Origin of the sequence: Prolixibacter denitrificans (genome assembly GCF_003014495.1) — a bacterium.
Taxonomy (GTDB): Bacteria; Bacteroidota; Bacteroidia; order Bacteroidales; family Prolixibacteraceae; genus Prolixibacter; species Prolixibacter denitrificans.
The window spans coordinates 394,002-411,311 of sequence record NZ_PYGC01000001.1; the positions used below are offsets into that span (position 1 = coordinate 394,002).

Annotated in this window: 14 protein-coding genes; 6 read left to right on the plus strand and 8 right to left on the minus strand. The window is 46.1% G+C overall.

Annotated features, from left to right (window positions below):
* Positions 1-96: 96 nt before the first annotated feature.
* Complete coding sequence (locus tag CLV93_RS01790) at positions 97-1,338, plus strand: serpin family protein (RefSeq protein WP_170108839.1); 1,242 nt, start codon at positions 97-99, stop codon at positions 1,336-1,338.
* A 113-nt stretch (positions 1,339-1,451) separates the two neighbouring features.
* Here the strand turns inward: CLV93_RS01790 and CLV93_RS01795 are convergent, their stop codons facing one another.
* From CLV93_RS01795 to CLV93_RS01815, 5 genes are all read right to left on the minus strand, one after another.
* Positions 1,452-2,840, minus strand: coding sequence for a C1 family peptidase (locus CLV93_RS01795; protein WP_174821570.1), 1,389 nt, complete (start codon positions 2,838-2,840; stop codon positions 1,452-1,454).
* 731 nt (positions 2,841-3,571) lie between these two features.
* Positions 3,572-4,963 (minus strand): dihydrolipoyl dehydrogenase, encoded by a 1,392-nt coding sequence (lpdA, locus tag CLV93_RS01800; protein ID WP_106540457.1) that lies wholly within the window; start codon positions 4,961-4,963, stop codon positions 3,572-3,574.
* A 130-nt stretch (positions 4,964-5,093) separates the two neighbouring features.
* Positions 5,094-6,191 carry an AhpC/TSA family protein gene (locus CLV93_RS01805; RefSeq protein ID WP_170108840.1) on the minus strand — a complete coding sequence of 366 codons (1,098 nt, stop codon included), beginning with the start codon at positions 6,189-6,191 and terminating at the stop codon, positions 5,094-5,096.
* 211 nt (positions 6,192-6,402) lie between these two features.
* Positions 6,403-7,548 carry a methylmalonyl Co-A mutase-associated GTPase MeaB gene (meaB, locus tag CLV93_RS01810; RefSeq protein WP_106540459.1) on the minus strand — a complete coding sequence of 382 codons (1,146 nt, stop codon included), beginning with the start codon at positions 7,546-7,548 and terminating at the stop codon, positions 6,403-6,405.
* A 125-nt stretch (positions 7,549-7,673) separates the two neighbouring features.
* Positions 7,674-8,759, minus strand: coding sequence for a DUF1573 domain-containing protein (locus CLV93_RS01815; protein WP_106540460.1), 1,086 nt, complete (start codon positions 8,757-8,759; stop codon positions 7,674-7,676).
* A 194-nt stretch (positions 8,760-8,953) separates the two neighbouring features.
* Between CLV93_RS01815 and CLV93_RS01820 the strand changes: the two genes are divergently transcribed.
* Together CLV93_RS01820 and CLV93_RS01825 are read left to right on the plus strand one after the other, a co-directional pair.
* Positions 8,954-9,322 carry a sulfite exporter TauE/SafE family protein gene (locus CLV93_RS01820; RefSeq protein WP_106540461.1) on the plus strand — a complete coding sequence of 123 codons (369 nt, stop codon included), beginning with the start codon at positions 8,954-8,956 and terminating at the stop codon, positions 9,320-9,322.
* Entirely contained in the window at positions 9,319-10,521 is a 1,203-nt protein-coding gene (locus tag CLV93_RS01825) for a M20 metallopeptidase family protein (RefSeq protein ID WP_106540462.1), read from the plus strand. Before CLV93_RS01820 ends, CLV93_RS01825 begins: the two co-directional genes overlap by 4 nt.
* A 6-nt stretch (positions 10,522-10,527) precedes the next feature.
* Here CLV93_RS01825 and CLV93_RS01830 read toward each other — a convergent pair whose 3' ends face one another.
* Positions 10,528-11,331 (minus strand): nitrilase-related carbon-nitrogen hydrolase, encoded by an 804-nt coding sequence (locus tag CLV93_RS01830; protein ID WP_211297719.1) that lies wholly within the window; start codon positions 11,329-11,331, stop codon positions 10,528-10,530.
* Between the two features lie 15 nt (positions 11,332-11,346).
* Entirely contained in the window at positions 11,347-12,378 is a 1,032-nt protein-coding gene (locus CLV93_RS01835) for an ATP-dependent 6-phosphofructokinase (protein WP_106540463.1), read from the minus strand.
* A 428-nt stretch (positions 12,379-12,806) separates the two neighbouring features.
* On the opposite strand from CLV93_RS01835, the gene CLV93_RS01840 reads away from it, so the two are divergent.
* On the plus strand, positions 12,807-13,598 hold the full coding sequence (locus tag CLV93_RS01840; protein WP_106540464.1) for a DUF1080 domain-containing protein: 792 nt from the start codon (positions 12,807-12,809) through the stop codon (positions 13,596-13,598).
* 53 nt (positions 13,599-13,651) lie between these two features.
* On the opposite strand, the gene gldB is transcribed toward CLV93_RS01840, so the two are convergent.
* Complete coding sequence (gene gldB / locus CLV93_RS01845) at positions 13,652-14,662, minus strand: gliding motility lipoprotein GldB (RefSeq protein ID WP_106540465.1); 1,011 nt, start codon at positions 14,660-14,662, stop codon at positions 13,652-13,654.
* A gap of 171 nt (positions 14,663-14,833) precedes the next feature.
* Here gldB and CLV93_RS01850 point away from each other — a divergent pair, with 171 nt between their 5' ends.
* Positions 14,834-15,496 (plus strand): porin family protein, encoded by a 663-nt coding sequence (locus tag CLV93_RS01850; protein ID WP_106540466.1) that lies wholly within the window; start codon positions 14,834-14,836, stop codon positions 15,494-15,496.
* A 35-nt stretch (positions 15,497-15,531) separates the two neighbouring features.
* Positions 15,532-17,181: an NAD+ synthase gene (locus CLV93_RS01855; protein WP_106540467.1), complete on the plus strand. Its 1,650-nt coding sequence runs from the start codon at positions 15,532-15,534 to the stop codon at positions 17,179-17,181.
* The last annotated feature ends 129 nt before the right edge of the window (positions 17,182-17,310 follow it).

Consider the following 17,310-nt stretch of genomic DNA (forward strand, 5'->3'; position numbering starts at 1 on the left):
ACGCGAAGCCCGTCTCAAATGGTTGCGTCACTATTCGGATTTTTATCTACGCAACCAAATGTGCCTTCCTCCCATCTAATTCCAAAATGCCAGGCCATGAAGTTAACGAAGCTAGTTACCCTGATTCTATTGCCGGTTTCGATGACCGGTTGTTCTTCCGGGGCGAATGATAATACACCCGGAACCGACATCAAACTCGATGAGAAGTCGACTGAAATAGTCAATTCAGATAATCAGTTTGGATTTAACCTGTTTGGTACGCTCGTTGAGAACGCCGATGCGGGCAGTAACCTGATGATATCGCCGCTGAGTATCTCAAGCGCGCTGAGCATGGTCCTCAACGGAGCTAACGGCGATACTCGCACCCAAATGGAGCAGGTATTGTCGTCCAGCGGCTTTACGACCGATGATATTAATACTGCCTACCAGAAACTCATTCCCGCTTTGCGGAATTGCGACACCAGTGTCGATCTCGACATTGCCAATTCCATCTGGATTCGGGAAAGTTTTCAGGTGCTCGATAAATTTACCGAAACCAATAACGATTATTACGACGCGGAAGTTACCCGACTTCCCTTTGACAACACTGCCGTGAATCAAATCAATGATTGGGTCAGCCGGAAAACGCACGATCGGATTCAGAAAATGGTTACCTCCATCGAACCAAATGATGTGATGTACCTCTTGAACGCTATTTATTTCAAAGGCAGCTGGGCGGAGAAATTCGATTCGAATGCCACGCAGAATAAACCATTCACACTGACCGATGGCAACACAGTCAACGTTCCGATGATGCGGAAACACCTGAAGCTGTCGTACCTGGCGACCAACAAATTTCGGATGGCGGCTTTTCCTTACGGACGGGGGAAATTCAGGATGCTCGTAATGCTGCCCAACGAAGGGGTATCAAATACCGAGATATTGCAATCGCTGGACGCCGATTCATGGCAGACTTATTTGAAAGGAATGAGCCAACCGGTGGAACTGGATGTTTGGCTGCCCAAATTCACCTTTTCCTGGGAAATCGGACTGAAAGACGTGCTGGCCTCCTTAGGCATGCCTAAAGCTTTTTCGCAATCCGAGGCAGACTTCACAAATATCAACAGCGACGGAAGATTATACATCAGCAAAGTGAAACATAAAACTTTTATTGAAGTAAATGAAGAAGGGACAGAAGCTGCTGCTTCCACCTCGGTAACTGTGAGCTATACATCTGTCGGACCGAATGCACCAATAATATTTCATGCCGACCATCCTTTCCTTTTCTTCATTACGGAAGAAGATACCGGGGCCATTTTGTTTATGGGGCAACTGTCGGACCCAAGGTCAGAAAATTAAGAGGGATTATACCAAGACCAACAAATACCCATATTTTTATTCATACCTCTGTGTTTTTAGGCACAAAAAAGGGACGGCCCAAATGAGTCGTCCCTTCATTTTTTAATTTCCTATCAGAACATCGGGTCCCAGGGCGGAAGCATTTCTGCTTTTTCGCTCCAGGCTTTCAATGTTTTGCTGTCGAGATATTTTTTGTTGATAACAAACCGGAACATGTATTGATTGAACCAGTTGTCGGTAAACGTCAGGTAACCGTGGTAATCAGAATCCGGGCCCCAGCTGTTTTCAAACTGCCATTTGGTGGGTTTTCCCTGGTCGTTCACATCAACGGCAATCAGCGCCATTCCGTGTGAAGAACCACTCTCGCCAGTCAAAATACGCTGCTTTTTATCCATGCCGAATTTCACACCGTAAACCGCTCCATAGTCGTAATTCTCGGTAGACAATACGCCTGAACCTTTTACATAGAAGGCGCCCACATCGCAGGAAGCATACATCGGCTCGTTATTTTTAATCGACTCGATGGCAAACTGCTTGATGACATCATTGGGAAGGTTGACATAGTTCCAGTTAATGCCTTCTTCGGTATTGCGATAATTCTCGATTTCGTAGTGTTTGTAATACGGGCGTGTCGGATCGTTCATCAGCATGACGTAATCCGACAGTTTGATATCGCCCAACACTTCATCACGGAATTGCTGCGGTGTGTAGGTTTTGTATTCCGAAAGATTACCGTCTTTATCCTTGTATCTCCAACGGAACTGTTCCGGCGGATTTCCCAGGTTCAGGGCCAGCATCCGGTAAACGCCTTCCAACATCTCTACCCGGCGGTTCTCGATGTCAGTTTTCGATTTTTTGTCGGCTACCATCTGGCGCAACTCCAAACCATCTTCGCGCAACTTGGTCACGATGAACTTCACCATCTTCCGGGTGTTCTCGCTCGAATGAGTTTCGGGCATGACACTCTTGGGAACCATCCCGTACTTGTTCACCAGGTTGACAAAGGAGTTCCAAACGCCACCGTCATCTACCGGTGATTTGAAATACCAGTTCACTTTCCGACTGGTAAATGGAAGGTCGGCACTGGCAACCACATTGTTCAGAAACAGATTGGCCTTTTCGAAAATATCGTAGAAATAGAGGTAGTTCTCCGAGAACTCGAACTCATCGACGTTGAAATGCCGCATGGCCACCGGCCGGAAGATATTCAGCGAGGTAAACATCCAGCAACGGCCCGAGCCTTTTTGGTCGGTTATGCCGGAAATGTCATCCACTTTGTATTTAAAATGCTGGTCGACCTTATCCACATTGTCGCGGTTCAGCGCCAGCTTATTAATATCGTTGTTCGAAAGCGCATTTTCCATCGCTTTGGTGTACGAATCTTCTTGGTACGATTGTCTGATCTTCTGTAGTTGGTCTGCTGTCAGTGCCCCCGATTGAGCCCAGGCCGCGCTGGCAACCCACACCCCCAGTAGCAACAGCAATGTCAGTTTCTTCATCATATTCACTTATCGTTTTGTTTAAAGTTGAACGGTAAATATACTTATATGAAAAAACCTGTCGGGAAACTTTCGTCAGTTTTTAGCTGAATGTGGCGCATTCACCCCCCAAATGCCCGGATTTTGAGTTACTCCCGTTTTGCCGAAGTACTATTTTCACTGAATTGAAGTATCCCGGTTTCCCGGAAGGCATTCGTCACACTGAAAAGAGGTGCCTCAGTTCCCGGAGGGTGTTCACCTCACTGAGATGAAGTGTCTGTGTTACGGTAGGAGACTCGTCATGCTGAAAAGAAGCTCCTCAGTTGTTGCAGGACACTCATCACACTGAAATGAAGTGCCTCAGTTTCGGGGAGATGTTCGTGCACGCTGCAATGAAGCGCCTCAGTTCCGGGAGGATACTCATCACACTGAAACGAAACGCCTCAGTTTCGGGAGGACGCTTTTCACACCGAAAAGAGGTGCCTCAGTTCCCGGAGGGTATTCATCACGCTGAAGTGAAGTGCCCCAGTTTCGGGAGGAGCTGCATTTAATTGCCGATGTGCTTCCCCGGTTTCGGGAAGTATTAAATCCGATCCGAATGAAGCGCTTCAGTTTCCGGGAGAATACCCGTTACAACGCGTGGAGACGCTCCTTTGCACCTAACGGGAAAGAGACAAGGTTCAGGCAAGCATAAAAAAACCCTCCGGTATGGCAGTAACCGGAGGGTTCGTATCCCGATAGAATTAAATCTCTGTTTAGATGTGGATCACCTCGTCGAAAGCGGCAGCAGCAGCTTCCATCACGGCTTCGCTCATGGTTGGGTGCGGGTGAACCGATTTGATGAGCTCGTGACCGGTAATTTCCAGTTTGCGGGCTACCACCAGTTCGGCAATCATTTCGGTTACATTGGCACCAATCAGGTGGGCGCCGAGCAATTCGCCGTATTTGGCATCGAAAATCAGTTTCACAAAACCGTCGGCAGCACCGGCCGATTTTGCTTTACCGGATGCCGTGAACGGGAATTTACCGACTTTCAGTTCGTAACCAGCTTCCTTCGCAGCTTTCTCGGTCATACCGACTGAAGCAATCTCAGGGGTGGTGTACGTGTTAGCCGGGATGTTTCCATAATCGAGCGGCTGCGGGTTTTCACCGGCAATCTTCTCAACACAGATAATACCTTCGGCGGAAGCCACGTGCGCCAATGCCGGTCCGTGAACAATGTCACCGATGGCGTAAACACCTTCCACGTTGGTGCGGTAATAATCGTCTACCTTGATTTTACCTTTCTCGGTAGCAATCTTCATCTCTTCCAGGCCAATGCCTTCGAGGTTTGGTTCGATACCAACCGCTGAAAGGACGATGTCGGCTTCAATCTGCTCTTCGCCTTTCTTGGTTTTCACGGTCACCTTACACTTCTTACCTGAAGTGTCGACCTTTTCGACCGAAGAATTCACCATTACTTTCATACCCATTTTCTTGAACGAGCGTCCAAGCTGAGCAGCTACATCGGCGTCTTCGTTCGGAACCAGGGTCGGCATGAATTCGACCAACGTTACTTTGGTTCCGATAGCTGAATAGAAATAGGCGAACTCGCTTCCGATGGCTCCTGAGCCCACAACCACCATGCTTTCGGGTTGTTTATCCAGTGAAAGAGCCTCCCGGTAACCGATAATTTTTTTACCGTCCTGCGGCAGGTTGGGCAGCTGCTTCGAGTGAGCACCTGTGGCCAGTAGGATGTGCTTGGCTGTATACTTTTCTTTTTTCCCTTTGCTGTCGGTTACCTCAACGGTGTTTTTGGCAACGAGCTTTCCAAAACCTTCAATCTTTTCAATTTTATTCTTCTTGAAAAGAAACTGAACGCCGTTGCTCATGCCACCGGCTACATCACGACTCCGTTTTACCATACCGGTAAAATCGGCCTTGATATCGCCGTCGATAGCTACACCGTAATCGGCTGCGTGTTTGGTATACTCGAAAACCTGCGCGCTTTTCAGCAACGATTTGGTCGGAATACATCCCCAGTTCAGGCAGATTCCACCCACGTTTTCTTTCTCAACTACAGCTACTTTTAAACCGAGCTGTGAGGCCCTGATAGCGGCGACATATCCGCCCGGACCACTTCCTATAACTAAAAGATCGTAGTTCATTTTTTTATCAATCGTTTTCCGGAAAAAAATTTTACACTTCTTCCAACAAAGAAAAGTTCGTTATGTTCGGGGAAGCCGTAAGCAAAAAAAGCCGCCCCTTGCGGAACGGCTTTTTAGCGGCACAAATATTTTATTCGCCGAATATTTCTTTCAGCTTTTGCTCCAACGCCGGACCACGAAGGTTTTTAGCGATGATCTTTCCGTCTTTATCCAACAACAGTGAGTGCGGAATACTAGTCACACCATATTCGCGGGCCACCTTGTTGTTCCAATATTGCAGGTCGGAAACCTGGTGCCAGGTCAGGTGATCATCCTTAATGGCTTTCACCCACGCGTCATGATCACGATCGAGTGACACACCCAAAACAGTAAAACCTTTATCCTTGTACTCGTTGTACACTTTTACCACGTTCGGATTTTCCTGGCGACAGGGACCACACCACGATGCCCAGAAATCGAGCAGTACATATTTTCCACGAAGTGATGACAGTGTAAAGGGATTTCCGTCGGGATCGTTCATGGTAAAATCGGGAGCCACGGCACCAATTCCGGTTACACGACGCTGATCGGCCATTTTCTGCAGCTCTTTCACATAAATTGACTGCTTAATGGATGGGTCGAAGAAAGCCACCAGTGTATCCAAATCCTGGTAAGTGGCATTCTGACCAAACTGCCATAAAGCAACGAACGGAGCAACCGTACTGTTTTTATGCTCGCGGATAAAATTCTTGGCAAATACTTTCTGGTTGTCCACCATTGCTTCGATATCGATCTGCGCTTTTTTCATGCCATCTTCATCACCGCTCATGCGGGCTTTGGCATATCGCTGCTGAATATCTTTAGCCTCACTGGAAAGACGTTTCATTTCATCAGTAAACTGAGAAAAAACGTCGTTTGCTTTTGAGCCTGTTACGACCGTTTTATCCAGACTGTCGGCGTAAGCCTGTACATTTATTTTTCCGTTTTCAGCGAAGAACTGGGAAACCAGTTTTTTCTGGCCCAACCGGATTACGCGCAATTCGGGTAAATCGGTTTTGCCTTTCAGTACAAAGTTTCCATTGTCAAGCTTGGTTGTATCTTCCACATTCCATTGCTTTCCATCATATTTCAACAAAGCCACTTCGCCGGAATCCTGCCCCTGGATATTCCCTTTAATGGTAAATCCATCGGGTGACGAACAAGCTGCGAAAGCAGCCAGGGCAAGCAGCAAAAACAGGAGTTTTTTCATTCGATTCATTTTTTTCATAGTTGCTTATATTATCCTTCTATCAGATATTTTCTTACACTAACGAAACAATACTTGAACATATTTCAATGTGATAAACAAAGTTATCAAAAGATCTGAATCAGTAAAACGGTTCTGAAATTCCTGCATTACATAACTCACCCACCAATATTTCTCTGACCTTCAGGCGCTGGAATCAGCTTTCCTAATGACATTATTCCGGATTCTCATCTTTGTTTCCGAACGTTTTGAAGTAGATATCAAGCAACCTTCGGGCAGCCACAAACGAACTGATCTCGTCGCTCAATACTGCTTTCTCCATTCCATCCAACTGCTTTTTTATTTCAGGATTGCCATAAAAATTGTTTCTCAGCGTTTCGTTTACCGATTCGTACATCCAGTATTTTGCCTGTTCCCGACGACGATGATTGAAAAATCCATTCTTCCGGGTCCGATCGGCGTAATCATTCACAGTATCCCAAATTTCAGTAATGCCTGTGCCTACCAGCGATGAACAGGTCTGTACCTTTGGAATCCATCCCGATTCCGTGGGCGGGAAAAGATGCAGTGCATTGCGGAATTGCGAAGCGGCCATGTTGGCTTTCTCGATGTTACTGCCATCAGCCTTGTTGATGGCTATGGCATCGGACATCTCGATGATGCCGCGTTTGATTCCCTGCAACTCGTCGCCAGCTCCGGCAATCTGAATCAACAGAAAAAAGTCCACCATAGAGTGCACCGCGGTTTCGGATTGTCCAACTCCCACGGTTTCGATGAAAATGGTATCGAATCCAGCGGCTTCGCAAAGAACAATGGTTTCGCGGGTTTTCCGGGCCACGCCGCCCAGCGAACCTGCTGAAGGACTGGGCCGGATGTAAGCATTGGGATCACCTGACAGGCTTTCCATGCGGGTTTTGTCACCAAGAATGGAACCTTTCGTCCGCTCGGAACTGGGGTCGATAGCCAGAACGGCCAGCTTTCCACCTTTTCCGGTGATGTGCTTGCCCAACGCCTCGATAAATGTACTTTTTCCTGCTCCGGGCACACCGGTAATTCCCAACCGGGTTGAGTTTCCGGCAAACGGCAGACATTTAATAATAATGTCCTGCGCCAGCTGCTGATGTTCCGGATTGCTACTTTCTACCAGCGTTACTGCCTGGCTCAGCAAGGTCCGGTTTCCATCCAGAATTCCTTTCACATATTCATCCGCCGGAAGTAATTTGCGTTTTCGTTTTTTCAGAAACCGCTTGACGGAATCTTCATTCACCGAATCAGGCTGCTCAATTCCTTTATTTACGTTCAATCCGAGGTAGTTCGGATCATTTTCAGGGTGGTTGTTATGGTGATTATCCTTGCTCATTTATTGTTCACTTTCCTGCGAAATTACAATTTTTTACTCCGTTTACACGGAATAATCAGCGTATTCGGACATAAAAAAACCTCCACAAAAATGGAGGTTTTCCTGATAAATATTTTTGAATCGGGTTATGACTTCACATTTCCGGTAATCCGTAAAATCGTTGTTGGCTGATCGGGATCGTTCGTGATAACCGTAATCGATTTATTCTGACGACCACGTTTGCCATGCGAGTTAAAGACCACTTTCAAATCGGTGCTTTGGCCCGGCTTAATAACGGTTGTAGCCGGAGTAACGGCAGTACATCCGCACGATGCCCGGATGCGACGGATAACCAAATCGCTCTTACCGGTATTCTTAATCTGGAAAACGTGATTCACTTTCTGTCCTTCACTGATTTCGCCGAAATTAAACACGCGCTCGTCAAAACCGACTTTAGGTGAATTGGCCAACTGTTGCGGAGTCAGTTTAGAGAAGTCTTCCACAATCGTAGCGCTGACACCAATGGAGTAATTATAGTTCGATTCACCGTTTTCGGTCAAATACACACGATCGATCACAAATCCGTATTCTTTCTTTTTCGAGGCGTCGTAGGTTACCACGAAATGACCTTTCTTACCGGGTTGTACCGTTTTCGGAACGATGTTCACTTTCAGATATGACGGTGCCTGCTTCACACCAATCGTCACCGGCTTGTCGCCCAGGTTAACGAATTGGAGGCTGTCGGTTCTGACCTCATCATCTTTAATTTTCACAAAAGCCAGATGATTGGTACGCATCCTAATCAGACCAACCTCGCGAGGATAAAGTTCTTCGGGTGTTTTTACACGGGGAATCACCTTACCGCGAATCTTCAGAACCACCATCGGATTCGTTGCATTTGAGGAGATACTAATCGTCTTGGTAAAATTTCCCGGACGGTTGCGTGGATTGTAGGTTACCCTGATATGGCCCTCGTCACCGGGGGACACAGGTTTCCGGGTCCACTCCGGGGTTGTGCAACCACACGAAGAACGCACATAGGAAACAATCAGAGGCGCGTTACCCGTATTTTTAAATTTGAAATCATACGATACATTCCCTTGTTCTTCCTTGAATGTACCAAAATTATGTTCCAGGTTATCGAATTTTATGGTGGCCCGGTTTTGTGCGACCGCCGAATTCAAACCCGCCATGAACAGAAATAATACTAAAACAGAAACAGTTCTCTTCATAATACAACATTTTATCTGAACAAAACTAATAAAATTATGATTCGCTTATTGAGACCAACTTCAGATAATGGCCTGTAAAAGCACCAGTTTTAACATTCTTTAATTCTATTTAGGAAGTAGGCAGCGTCCGGCTCTTTACGTTCTAATAACGTTGTACTTTGGGAATTTCGTATCTTCGACAAAAACTATGATTTATGGAACTATCGCAGGTTTTGTTGCTGGTTCTGGTCGGATTTACCGCCGGGATCGTTAGTGGAGCACTCGGTGTGGGTGGCGGTATTGTCCTGATTCCGGCTCTGGTCTATCTCTTCGGAATGGAACAACACACCGCGCAGGGAACCAGTTTGGCTATCCTCTTACCACCTACCGGGATCCTGGCCGCCATGGCTTACCAAAAACAGGGTTTCATCAACTGGAAATATGCCATTATCATTACCTTGATCTTCGTTTTGGGTGCCTGGGTTGGAGCACAGTTTTCGATTGCTGTTCCCGAGAAGTTGATGCGACGAATCTTTGCGTTATTCCTGTTAATTGTCGGAGCTAAAATGTTTTTTGGAAAATGATGGAATTGAAGAAAGAGATACAACAACTGGCACAGCAATATTTCGACGACACCGTGGCTATCCGTCGCCACTTACACCAATACCCCGAGCTGTCATTCGAAGAGTTTGAAACCTCCGATTTTATCCAAAATCAATTGGACGAAATAGGTGTTTCCTATCGGACGGGAATTGTGAAAACCGGCATCATTGCCCGGCTTGACGGAAAACTGCCGGGAGGACGAACGATTGCGTTGCGCGCCGATATCGATGCCCTTCCTATTGTCGAGAATTCCAACCAGGGTTACTGTTCGCTCAACCGGGGCGTGATGCATGCCTGCGGACACGATGCACACTCTGCCTCTTTATTGGGAGTTATTCGAATCTTGAAGAAACTGGAACATAAACTTCGCGGCACGTTCCTGTTTATCTTCCAGCCGGGAGAAGAGCAATTTCCCGGAGGCGGAAAACTGTTGTTAGAAGAGGGCGCATTGAATGATCCGAAACCGGAACTGATTCTGGCCCAACATGTGCTACCGGAAATGGAAGCCGGTCATGTTGGTTTCCGTCCCGGGATGTACATGGCTTCGGGTGACGAAATCTTTTTCACCGTTAAGGGAAAAGGCGGACATGGCGCTTTGCCACACAAACTGACAGATACCGTTTTAACAACGGCACACATCATTACTGCACTACAGCAAGTAGTGAGCCGTAACGCTCCGGCCGATATCCCATCGGTGCTTTCTTTCGGGAGAGTAATTGCCGAAGGGGCCACAAACATTATCCCCGATGAAGTGAACGTCTCCGGTACGTTCCGTACCATGGACGAAACATGGCGGGCCGAAGCAAAGGAACGGATTCAGAAAATTGGTCAGGCAATCGCCGAAGGAATGGGGGCCACCTGTGAATTTCAAATCAACCATGGCTACCCCATGCTGATGAACGACCATGAAGTGACCAAGCAGGCCCGCGAGTTTGCCGTCGAATATCTGGGTAAAGAAAGAGTGGAAGACATGGGATTGCGAATGACCTGCGAAGATTTTGCCTATTATTCGCAACAATTTCCGGTGGCCTTTTTCCGCTTTGGCGTGAAGAAACCCGGAAGTAGCGAAACAGCATCACTGCACTCGCCTACTTTCGATATCGACGAGAAAGCACTCGAAACGTCCGTTGGGCACATGGCTTACCTGGCAGCCCGATTTTCGCAGCAGGAAAAAGAATAATCTAAACTAGTCTGTCAAGCCTTCGTTCCGGTACAACTCCGGGCGTCGGTCCTGCAACCAGTTATTTCGCTTTGTCAATGATTTGTCGCGAGCCTGGAGTGGATCGATAGTGGTTATCAGCAGCTGCTCTGTGGTAGCTTCGGCTTCGGCAAGTATTTCTCCTTTGGTTCCACAAATCAGGCTGTTTCCCGTAAAGGTCAGATCCTTCTCCTGCCCGATTCGATTAGCTAACGCGACGTAATAACGATTCGTGACGGCGTGCGCCGGAACCGTTCTTTGGGCCAGGCCAGGCAATACCAAATTGCTTGGATGACAAACGATATCGGCTCCTTTTAGTCCCATAATTCGCCAGGCTTCGGGGAATACCCAGTCGAAACAAATCAGCATGCCAACACGTACTTCGCCCAATGAAAAAACCGGGAAACCTGTGTCTCCCGGTTCAAAAATATCTTTCTCGTTCAAAAACAAATGTGCTTTCCGGTACGTGCCAATCACACCATCTGCATCGAGTAAAACAGCCGAATTGAAAAGTTTGTCATGGGATCGCTCGTTAAACCCTGTCGCAATCGCGAATTGGTGTTTCCTGCATTCTTCCTTAAGGAAAGAAAGAAAATGGCTTTCTTCCACCCTTTCGGAAAGCGACCAGGCTTCTTCCCTTGAAGAGAATGCATAACCAGAATTGGCTAACTCCGGCAAAACCACTAAATCAGCTTCGTCAGCTTCTTCGAGCAAAGAACCAAGTTTAGCAATGGTTGCCTCAATGTTTCCCAACACAGGAGCGAACTGTACCGTGGCAATCTTCATTTCCATCAAAAGATGAATTAACTATTCGTCACCAAACGAAACTCCAAGATTCCGGCCTTTCAGAATCAGTGGGTCAGACGGATCAACCAACCGCAATTTTCCGCCAACCTCATCCAGAGGTACAGCTGCTAACTCATTGTTCCGAACGGCCACCATATTATTATAGGCTCCGTCGGCAATCAGTTCCGTTGCAAAAGCTCCATATTGCGTTGCCAGGATTCGGTCCATTGGCGACGGCGTTCCCCCCCGCTGAATATATCCCAAACGCGTTTCGCGCGCCTCGATGCCGGTATAAGTCTGAATATTTTCGACCACATAACGGGCAGCCGAAATTTTCTTCGGCTTATCAATTCCTTCAGCTACAACAACAATCGAATAGGGTTTTCCCTTGGCAAAACGTTCTTCGATAGTTTTACACACTTTACCAATATGGTAGTCAATTTCCGGAATCAGGATGATGTCGCCACCACCGGCCATTCCAGCATACAACGCAATCCATCCGGCATGATGCCCCATTACTTCGATAACCATTGCACGTTGATGCGAGTTGGCTGTCGAGTGCAAACGGTCGATGGCTTCAGTAGCAATCCCAACGGCTGAATCGAATCCGAAAGTGACATCCGTTCCATACACATCGTTGTCAATGGTTTTCGGGATACCGATGACATTCAATCCCTCTTTCGCCATCATGCTGGCCGTTTTCATGGTACCATTACCACCGATACAAACCACACAATCTAGATCCAGCTCTTCATAAGTTTGCCGAATCAAATCTGGTTTATCGTTGAACTCTTCCCCTTTTTCCAGCTTATAGGGCTTCTCCCGGGAAGTTCCTAAAATCGTCCCGCCAAGGGTAATGATTCCGGACACTTTGGGCTCGTCGAGCTTAAAATACTCCTTGTTAATCAATCCACTGTAACCAGCAGTAAATCCGTAGACTTCCATGCCGTGTTTTACAATGGCTGTTTTACCTACACCGCGAATTGCAGCATTCAGTCCGGGGCAGTCACCACCGGCCGTCAGAATTCCAATTTTTTTTCCTTTTTTACTCATGCTGGATGGAGTTTATTCCTTATGATAGTAATTAAGAAATGTTATGAATTGCAGCTCTAAGAACGATTTTGCCTAACAAATTAATAGAATTACCGTCGGTATCGAAAATTTATGCATTCAATTTTTCTTATTTTTGTGAATGTTCACAAGCTTGAGCTTGTCAACCAAACATTCGACCGAACCTAATTTCTTACAAATAGAAAACACTCATCCCCTAACAATAAACAGGATTGCGTATCAGAAAAAGTGTCCATCGAAACCCCTTTTACGTGGTGCAGGCATATTTACCATATTGAACTAACAAGCTAAGGGATAAAAGTATTATTGAATACCCACAGAAGTTCCTTAATACCGATCCCTTTTATCAATAAATTTTTAAATTAGCGAAGAAACTGAATCGTAACACTAACAAACAAAAGCATCAACTCATGAAAAAAATTGTTTTGCTCCTGATGGTTGCAACCATCGCCTTTGGTGGCTGTAAAAATCAATCGAAAAAAGCTTCTGACGAAAAAGCTACTGCTGAGAAAGTAGAAAAGAGTGCACCTGCTCCCCTCAACACGTTAACTGATCAAGAAAAGAAAGACGGTTGGGTTCTGTTATTCGACGGAAAAACCTCTGATGGCTGGCGCGGATATAAGAAGGATCACTTCCCTGCAGGTTGGGAAGTTGCTGACGGAACACTGCATTGCATCGGCTCCGGTCGTGGAGAAGCTGGCGCAGTTGACGGCGGAGATATCATTTATGATAAAAAGTTCGGCAACTTTGACCTGAAGCTTGACTGGAAAATTTCAGAAGGCGGAAACTCAGGTATCATGTATCTCGGACAGGAAACAAAAGACCACATCTGGGAAACTGCTCCTGAAATGCAAATTCTGGACAATGAGCGTCACCCTGATGCCAAACTGGGTAAGGACGGAAACCGCCAGGCAGGGTCGCTGTACGACCTGATTCCGGCTAAACCGCAAAATGCCAAGCCGGCTGGGGAATGGAACTCAATCGAAATCATCAGCTACAAGGGTACCATCGTTCACAAGCAAAATGGCGAAACCGTTGTTGAGTACCACCTCTGGACTCCGGAATGGAACAAACTGGTAGCCGATTCCAAATTCCCGGCGCTGAATCCTGACTGGGCAAACGTGGCTACCGAAGGTTACATCGGACTGCAGGATCACGGTGACGATGTTTGGTTCCGCAACATTAAAATCAAAGAACTCTAAAAAGAAGTTATATATAAAAAAGGCCCGGAAGATTCCGGGCCTTTTTTATATCGTCAATCAGGATTGTATCCCGAACTGTTCAAAATCTCACTGTAGTTGGTGTCGTTCATCAGGGCTTCCAAGGTGACTTCCTTATGCTTTCGCATGTACTTGCGGACAATTTGCCAGCCCAGCCATACCCCTGTTCTTCCGGGAGATTCAGACGTGAAGCTATTAGTATATGGCGCCGGGTTAATGTAATGCAGAACTTCCAGTCGTTCGGTCGAGAAAAGTAACTTATGCCCTACCAGGTAAGTCCACATCGAACCTTCATTCTTTTTACACCATTTCAGCTTTTGGGTCGGGTAACCAATCTTCAAACTGTCCGCCATATCAGGGAACATCGCATCCAGAAAATACATCAACTTTCCATGGTAAATCATGTGATCGATGAGCTTGCTCTGAGATAATTTTTCGGGATATTCGGACATGGCCCAACCACGCATCGCATCCGGTGCTATCATCTCCGGACGCATATTTCTTCTCCGGTAGTCAGGCAGCGCCAGTTCTTTATAAAATGAGTTATTCGCACCAAGGTAATTGTCCAGACTAATTCCCAAAACTCCCTGCGCCATCACCACCGATTGATTAAAGCCCGAAATACAGGTGTACACATCCGGCACTTTCTTATCGGGGAAATAATACTTATAGTGTTTGAACGCGCCTGTCAACTGCTTTTTCAGCCCCGACAAATCAGGATAAACTGAATCAACCGCTGCCTTGGCTTTCTGAATCATCGGATCCGTTAAAAAGGTTTGCAGGTAATTTGGGTACTGAATATCATCCGGGTTTCCCAGCCGTATTATCCGATAGTTATAAAGTTTGAAGAAGCCGCCGTACTCCTTTTTTATCTGCGGAAGCAACGAGTCCTCATTCAACGGAGTCACCTTAAATAAGTCCTGATCCAATCGTTTGATTTTTAGTGAAACATCGATATTCGAAACATCTACTTTCAACCGATTCTGCCGGCAGGCTGTAAAAACAATCAGAATTGCCGGAATTAACAGCAGGAAAACTTTCTTCATCTAGTGCGATTTAGAATTATCATTAATTTTGTTCAATTCACTTAAAAACCGGAGATTTGTGTCTTATCCGAAGTTGTAAAAAAGCCGCTCAAACAAACTGCTTTTTCGCAAACTTCGTGTAAAAATAAAAAACCAACAGTAAATTATTTGTGTAATCTTGATTATCGTAAAATGAAAAGACCTCTTGTACTCACCGCTATTTTAACGATGATGGTTCTCTCATCGTATGCTCAGCGCCCTTTTCGATTGACATTTGTTGCCAATCCGCAGTTTTCATGGTTAACCTCCGATTCGAAAAGTGTTAGTAACGACCAGGCTCACCTCGGATTCGATTATGGTGTTGAAGCCGACATTTTTCTCGGGAACGAAAGTTATGCGCTGACGACCGGTTTAACGATGAACCAAACAGGAGGAAACCTAATTTACCAGACTGGCCAGAACTTTACATTCGCCGGCGAATCGCTTCCTTCGGGAACGCAAATCGAGTACCGCTTGAAATACCTTGAAATGCCCCTGGCTATTAAGCTTCGATCGAAAGACTTTGGACGGCTAAATATCTACGCACAATTCGGACTGACCAACTGGCTGAACATTAAATCATCGGGTACCAGCAGCGACGGAACGCTGAATGATGCCAGCATCAATGATGAGATCAAAATGTTTAGTATGGGCCTGAACATCGGTTTTGGTATCGAGCACGATCTGGGTGGGAACAATGCCTTAACAGCCGGTGTTGTTTATAATAACGGCTTCACCGACGTGACCTCCAATCCATCGGTGCAGGATAACACCAACCTCAAAACGCTGCGGTTTCGCCTCGGATTCATTTTTTAATTAGATAACTGACATATTAAGCATACGCTGAAATAATGAAAATTGCACTGGCTCAACTCAATTACCACATTGGTAATTTTCAGGATAACAAGGAAAAGATTATTCGCCATATCGGCAAAGCCCGTGAAGCAGGGGCCGAACTGGTCGTTTTTTCAGAATTGTCGGTAACGGGATACTACCCGCACGATCTGCTCGAGCGAAAAGAATTCATCGAGCATTCGCAAAAAACCATCGAAGAGATTGCCCGGCATTGTACCGGCATTGCAGCGTTGGTGGGCGGACCAAGTATCAACCGGAGCCCGAAGGGAAAAATGCTGTACAATAGTGCCTTCTTCCTGAAAGACGGCAAGATTGCAAGCGTGCATCACAAAACCTTGTTACCTACCTACGATGTTTTTGATGAATACCGTCATTTTGAGCCCAACCACGATTTCGAGTTGATTGAGCTGAACGGCAAAAAACTGGCAGTGACCATCTGTGAGGATTTGTGGTATAACCAGCCGGTGCTAAGTGCTTTCGGGCGGGAAAAACTCTATGCGGTTTCCCCGATGAAAGAGTACGCCAAACAAAATCCTGATTTGGTCATTAACCTTTCTGCATCGCCTTTTTCCTACAACCAGGAAAAACTCCGTAAAGACATTTTGTTGAACAATGCCCGCGATTTCAATATTCCGATTGTTTATGTCAACCAGGTGGGAGCGCAAACCGAAATCATTTTTGATGGCGGTTCCCTCTTTATCGACGCTAATGGGGATGTGGTCAGTGAAATGGCTTATTTCGAAGAGGACTTTCGGATTATCGATACTGAAAATACCAACTCGAAGGACGCATTGCGCGAATACGAGCCGATTGAAAAAATTCACGATGCACTCGTTTTAGGTATCAGGGATTATTTCGGGAAAATGGGCTTCAAACAGGCAACCCTGGGACTTTCCGGCGGAATCGATTCGGCTGTTACCGTTGTGCTGGCTGTTTTGGCTCTTGGACCTGAAAATGTGCGTGTGTTGTTAATGCCTTCAAAATATTCGTCGGAACATTCCATCACCGATGCGCGCGATTTGGCCGAAAATCTGGGAATTCAGTATGAAATTGTCAATATCCACGAAATGGTCGATGCCTTTGACCATTCACTGGCGCCGCTTTTCGAAGGACGCAATCCTGATGTAACCGAAGAAAATATCCAGGCCCGCATCCGCGGAACACTGATGATGGCCATTTCTAATAAATTTGGACACATCCTGCTGAACACTTCCAACAAAAGTGAAGCAGCCGTCGGTTACGGAACGCTGTATGGCGATATGAACGGTGGCTTGTCGGTACTGGGCGACGTATACAAATCGGATGTATTTGCTATGGCTCGCTTTATGAATCGCGAGCGGGAAGTGATTCCGGAAAATACGATTATCAAACCGCCGTCAGCGGAATTACGACCAGATCAAAAAGATTCGGACTCGTTACCTGATTATGATATTTTGGATAAAATTCTTTTCAACTATATCGAGCTGGCCAAAAGCCCGAAAGAAATCATCGAAATGGGATTTGAAGAGGACACGGTTCACATGGCTGTGCGAAAAGTTAACATGAACGAATACAAGCGGTTCCAAACGCCGCCAATCCTTCGGATTTCCTCGAAAGCGTTCGGCTTTGGACGAAAAATGCCACTGGTCGCGAAGTACCCTTATTGACAATATTAAGGTTTTATATATGGCATTTCCTCAGACCTCTTAAATCTGAGTTTACAATTCCTTCAAATTAATTTTATATTTGGATTAATTATTTAACTTTGATGCTGTATAACATAAATGCCCGAATTA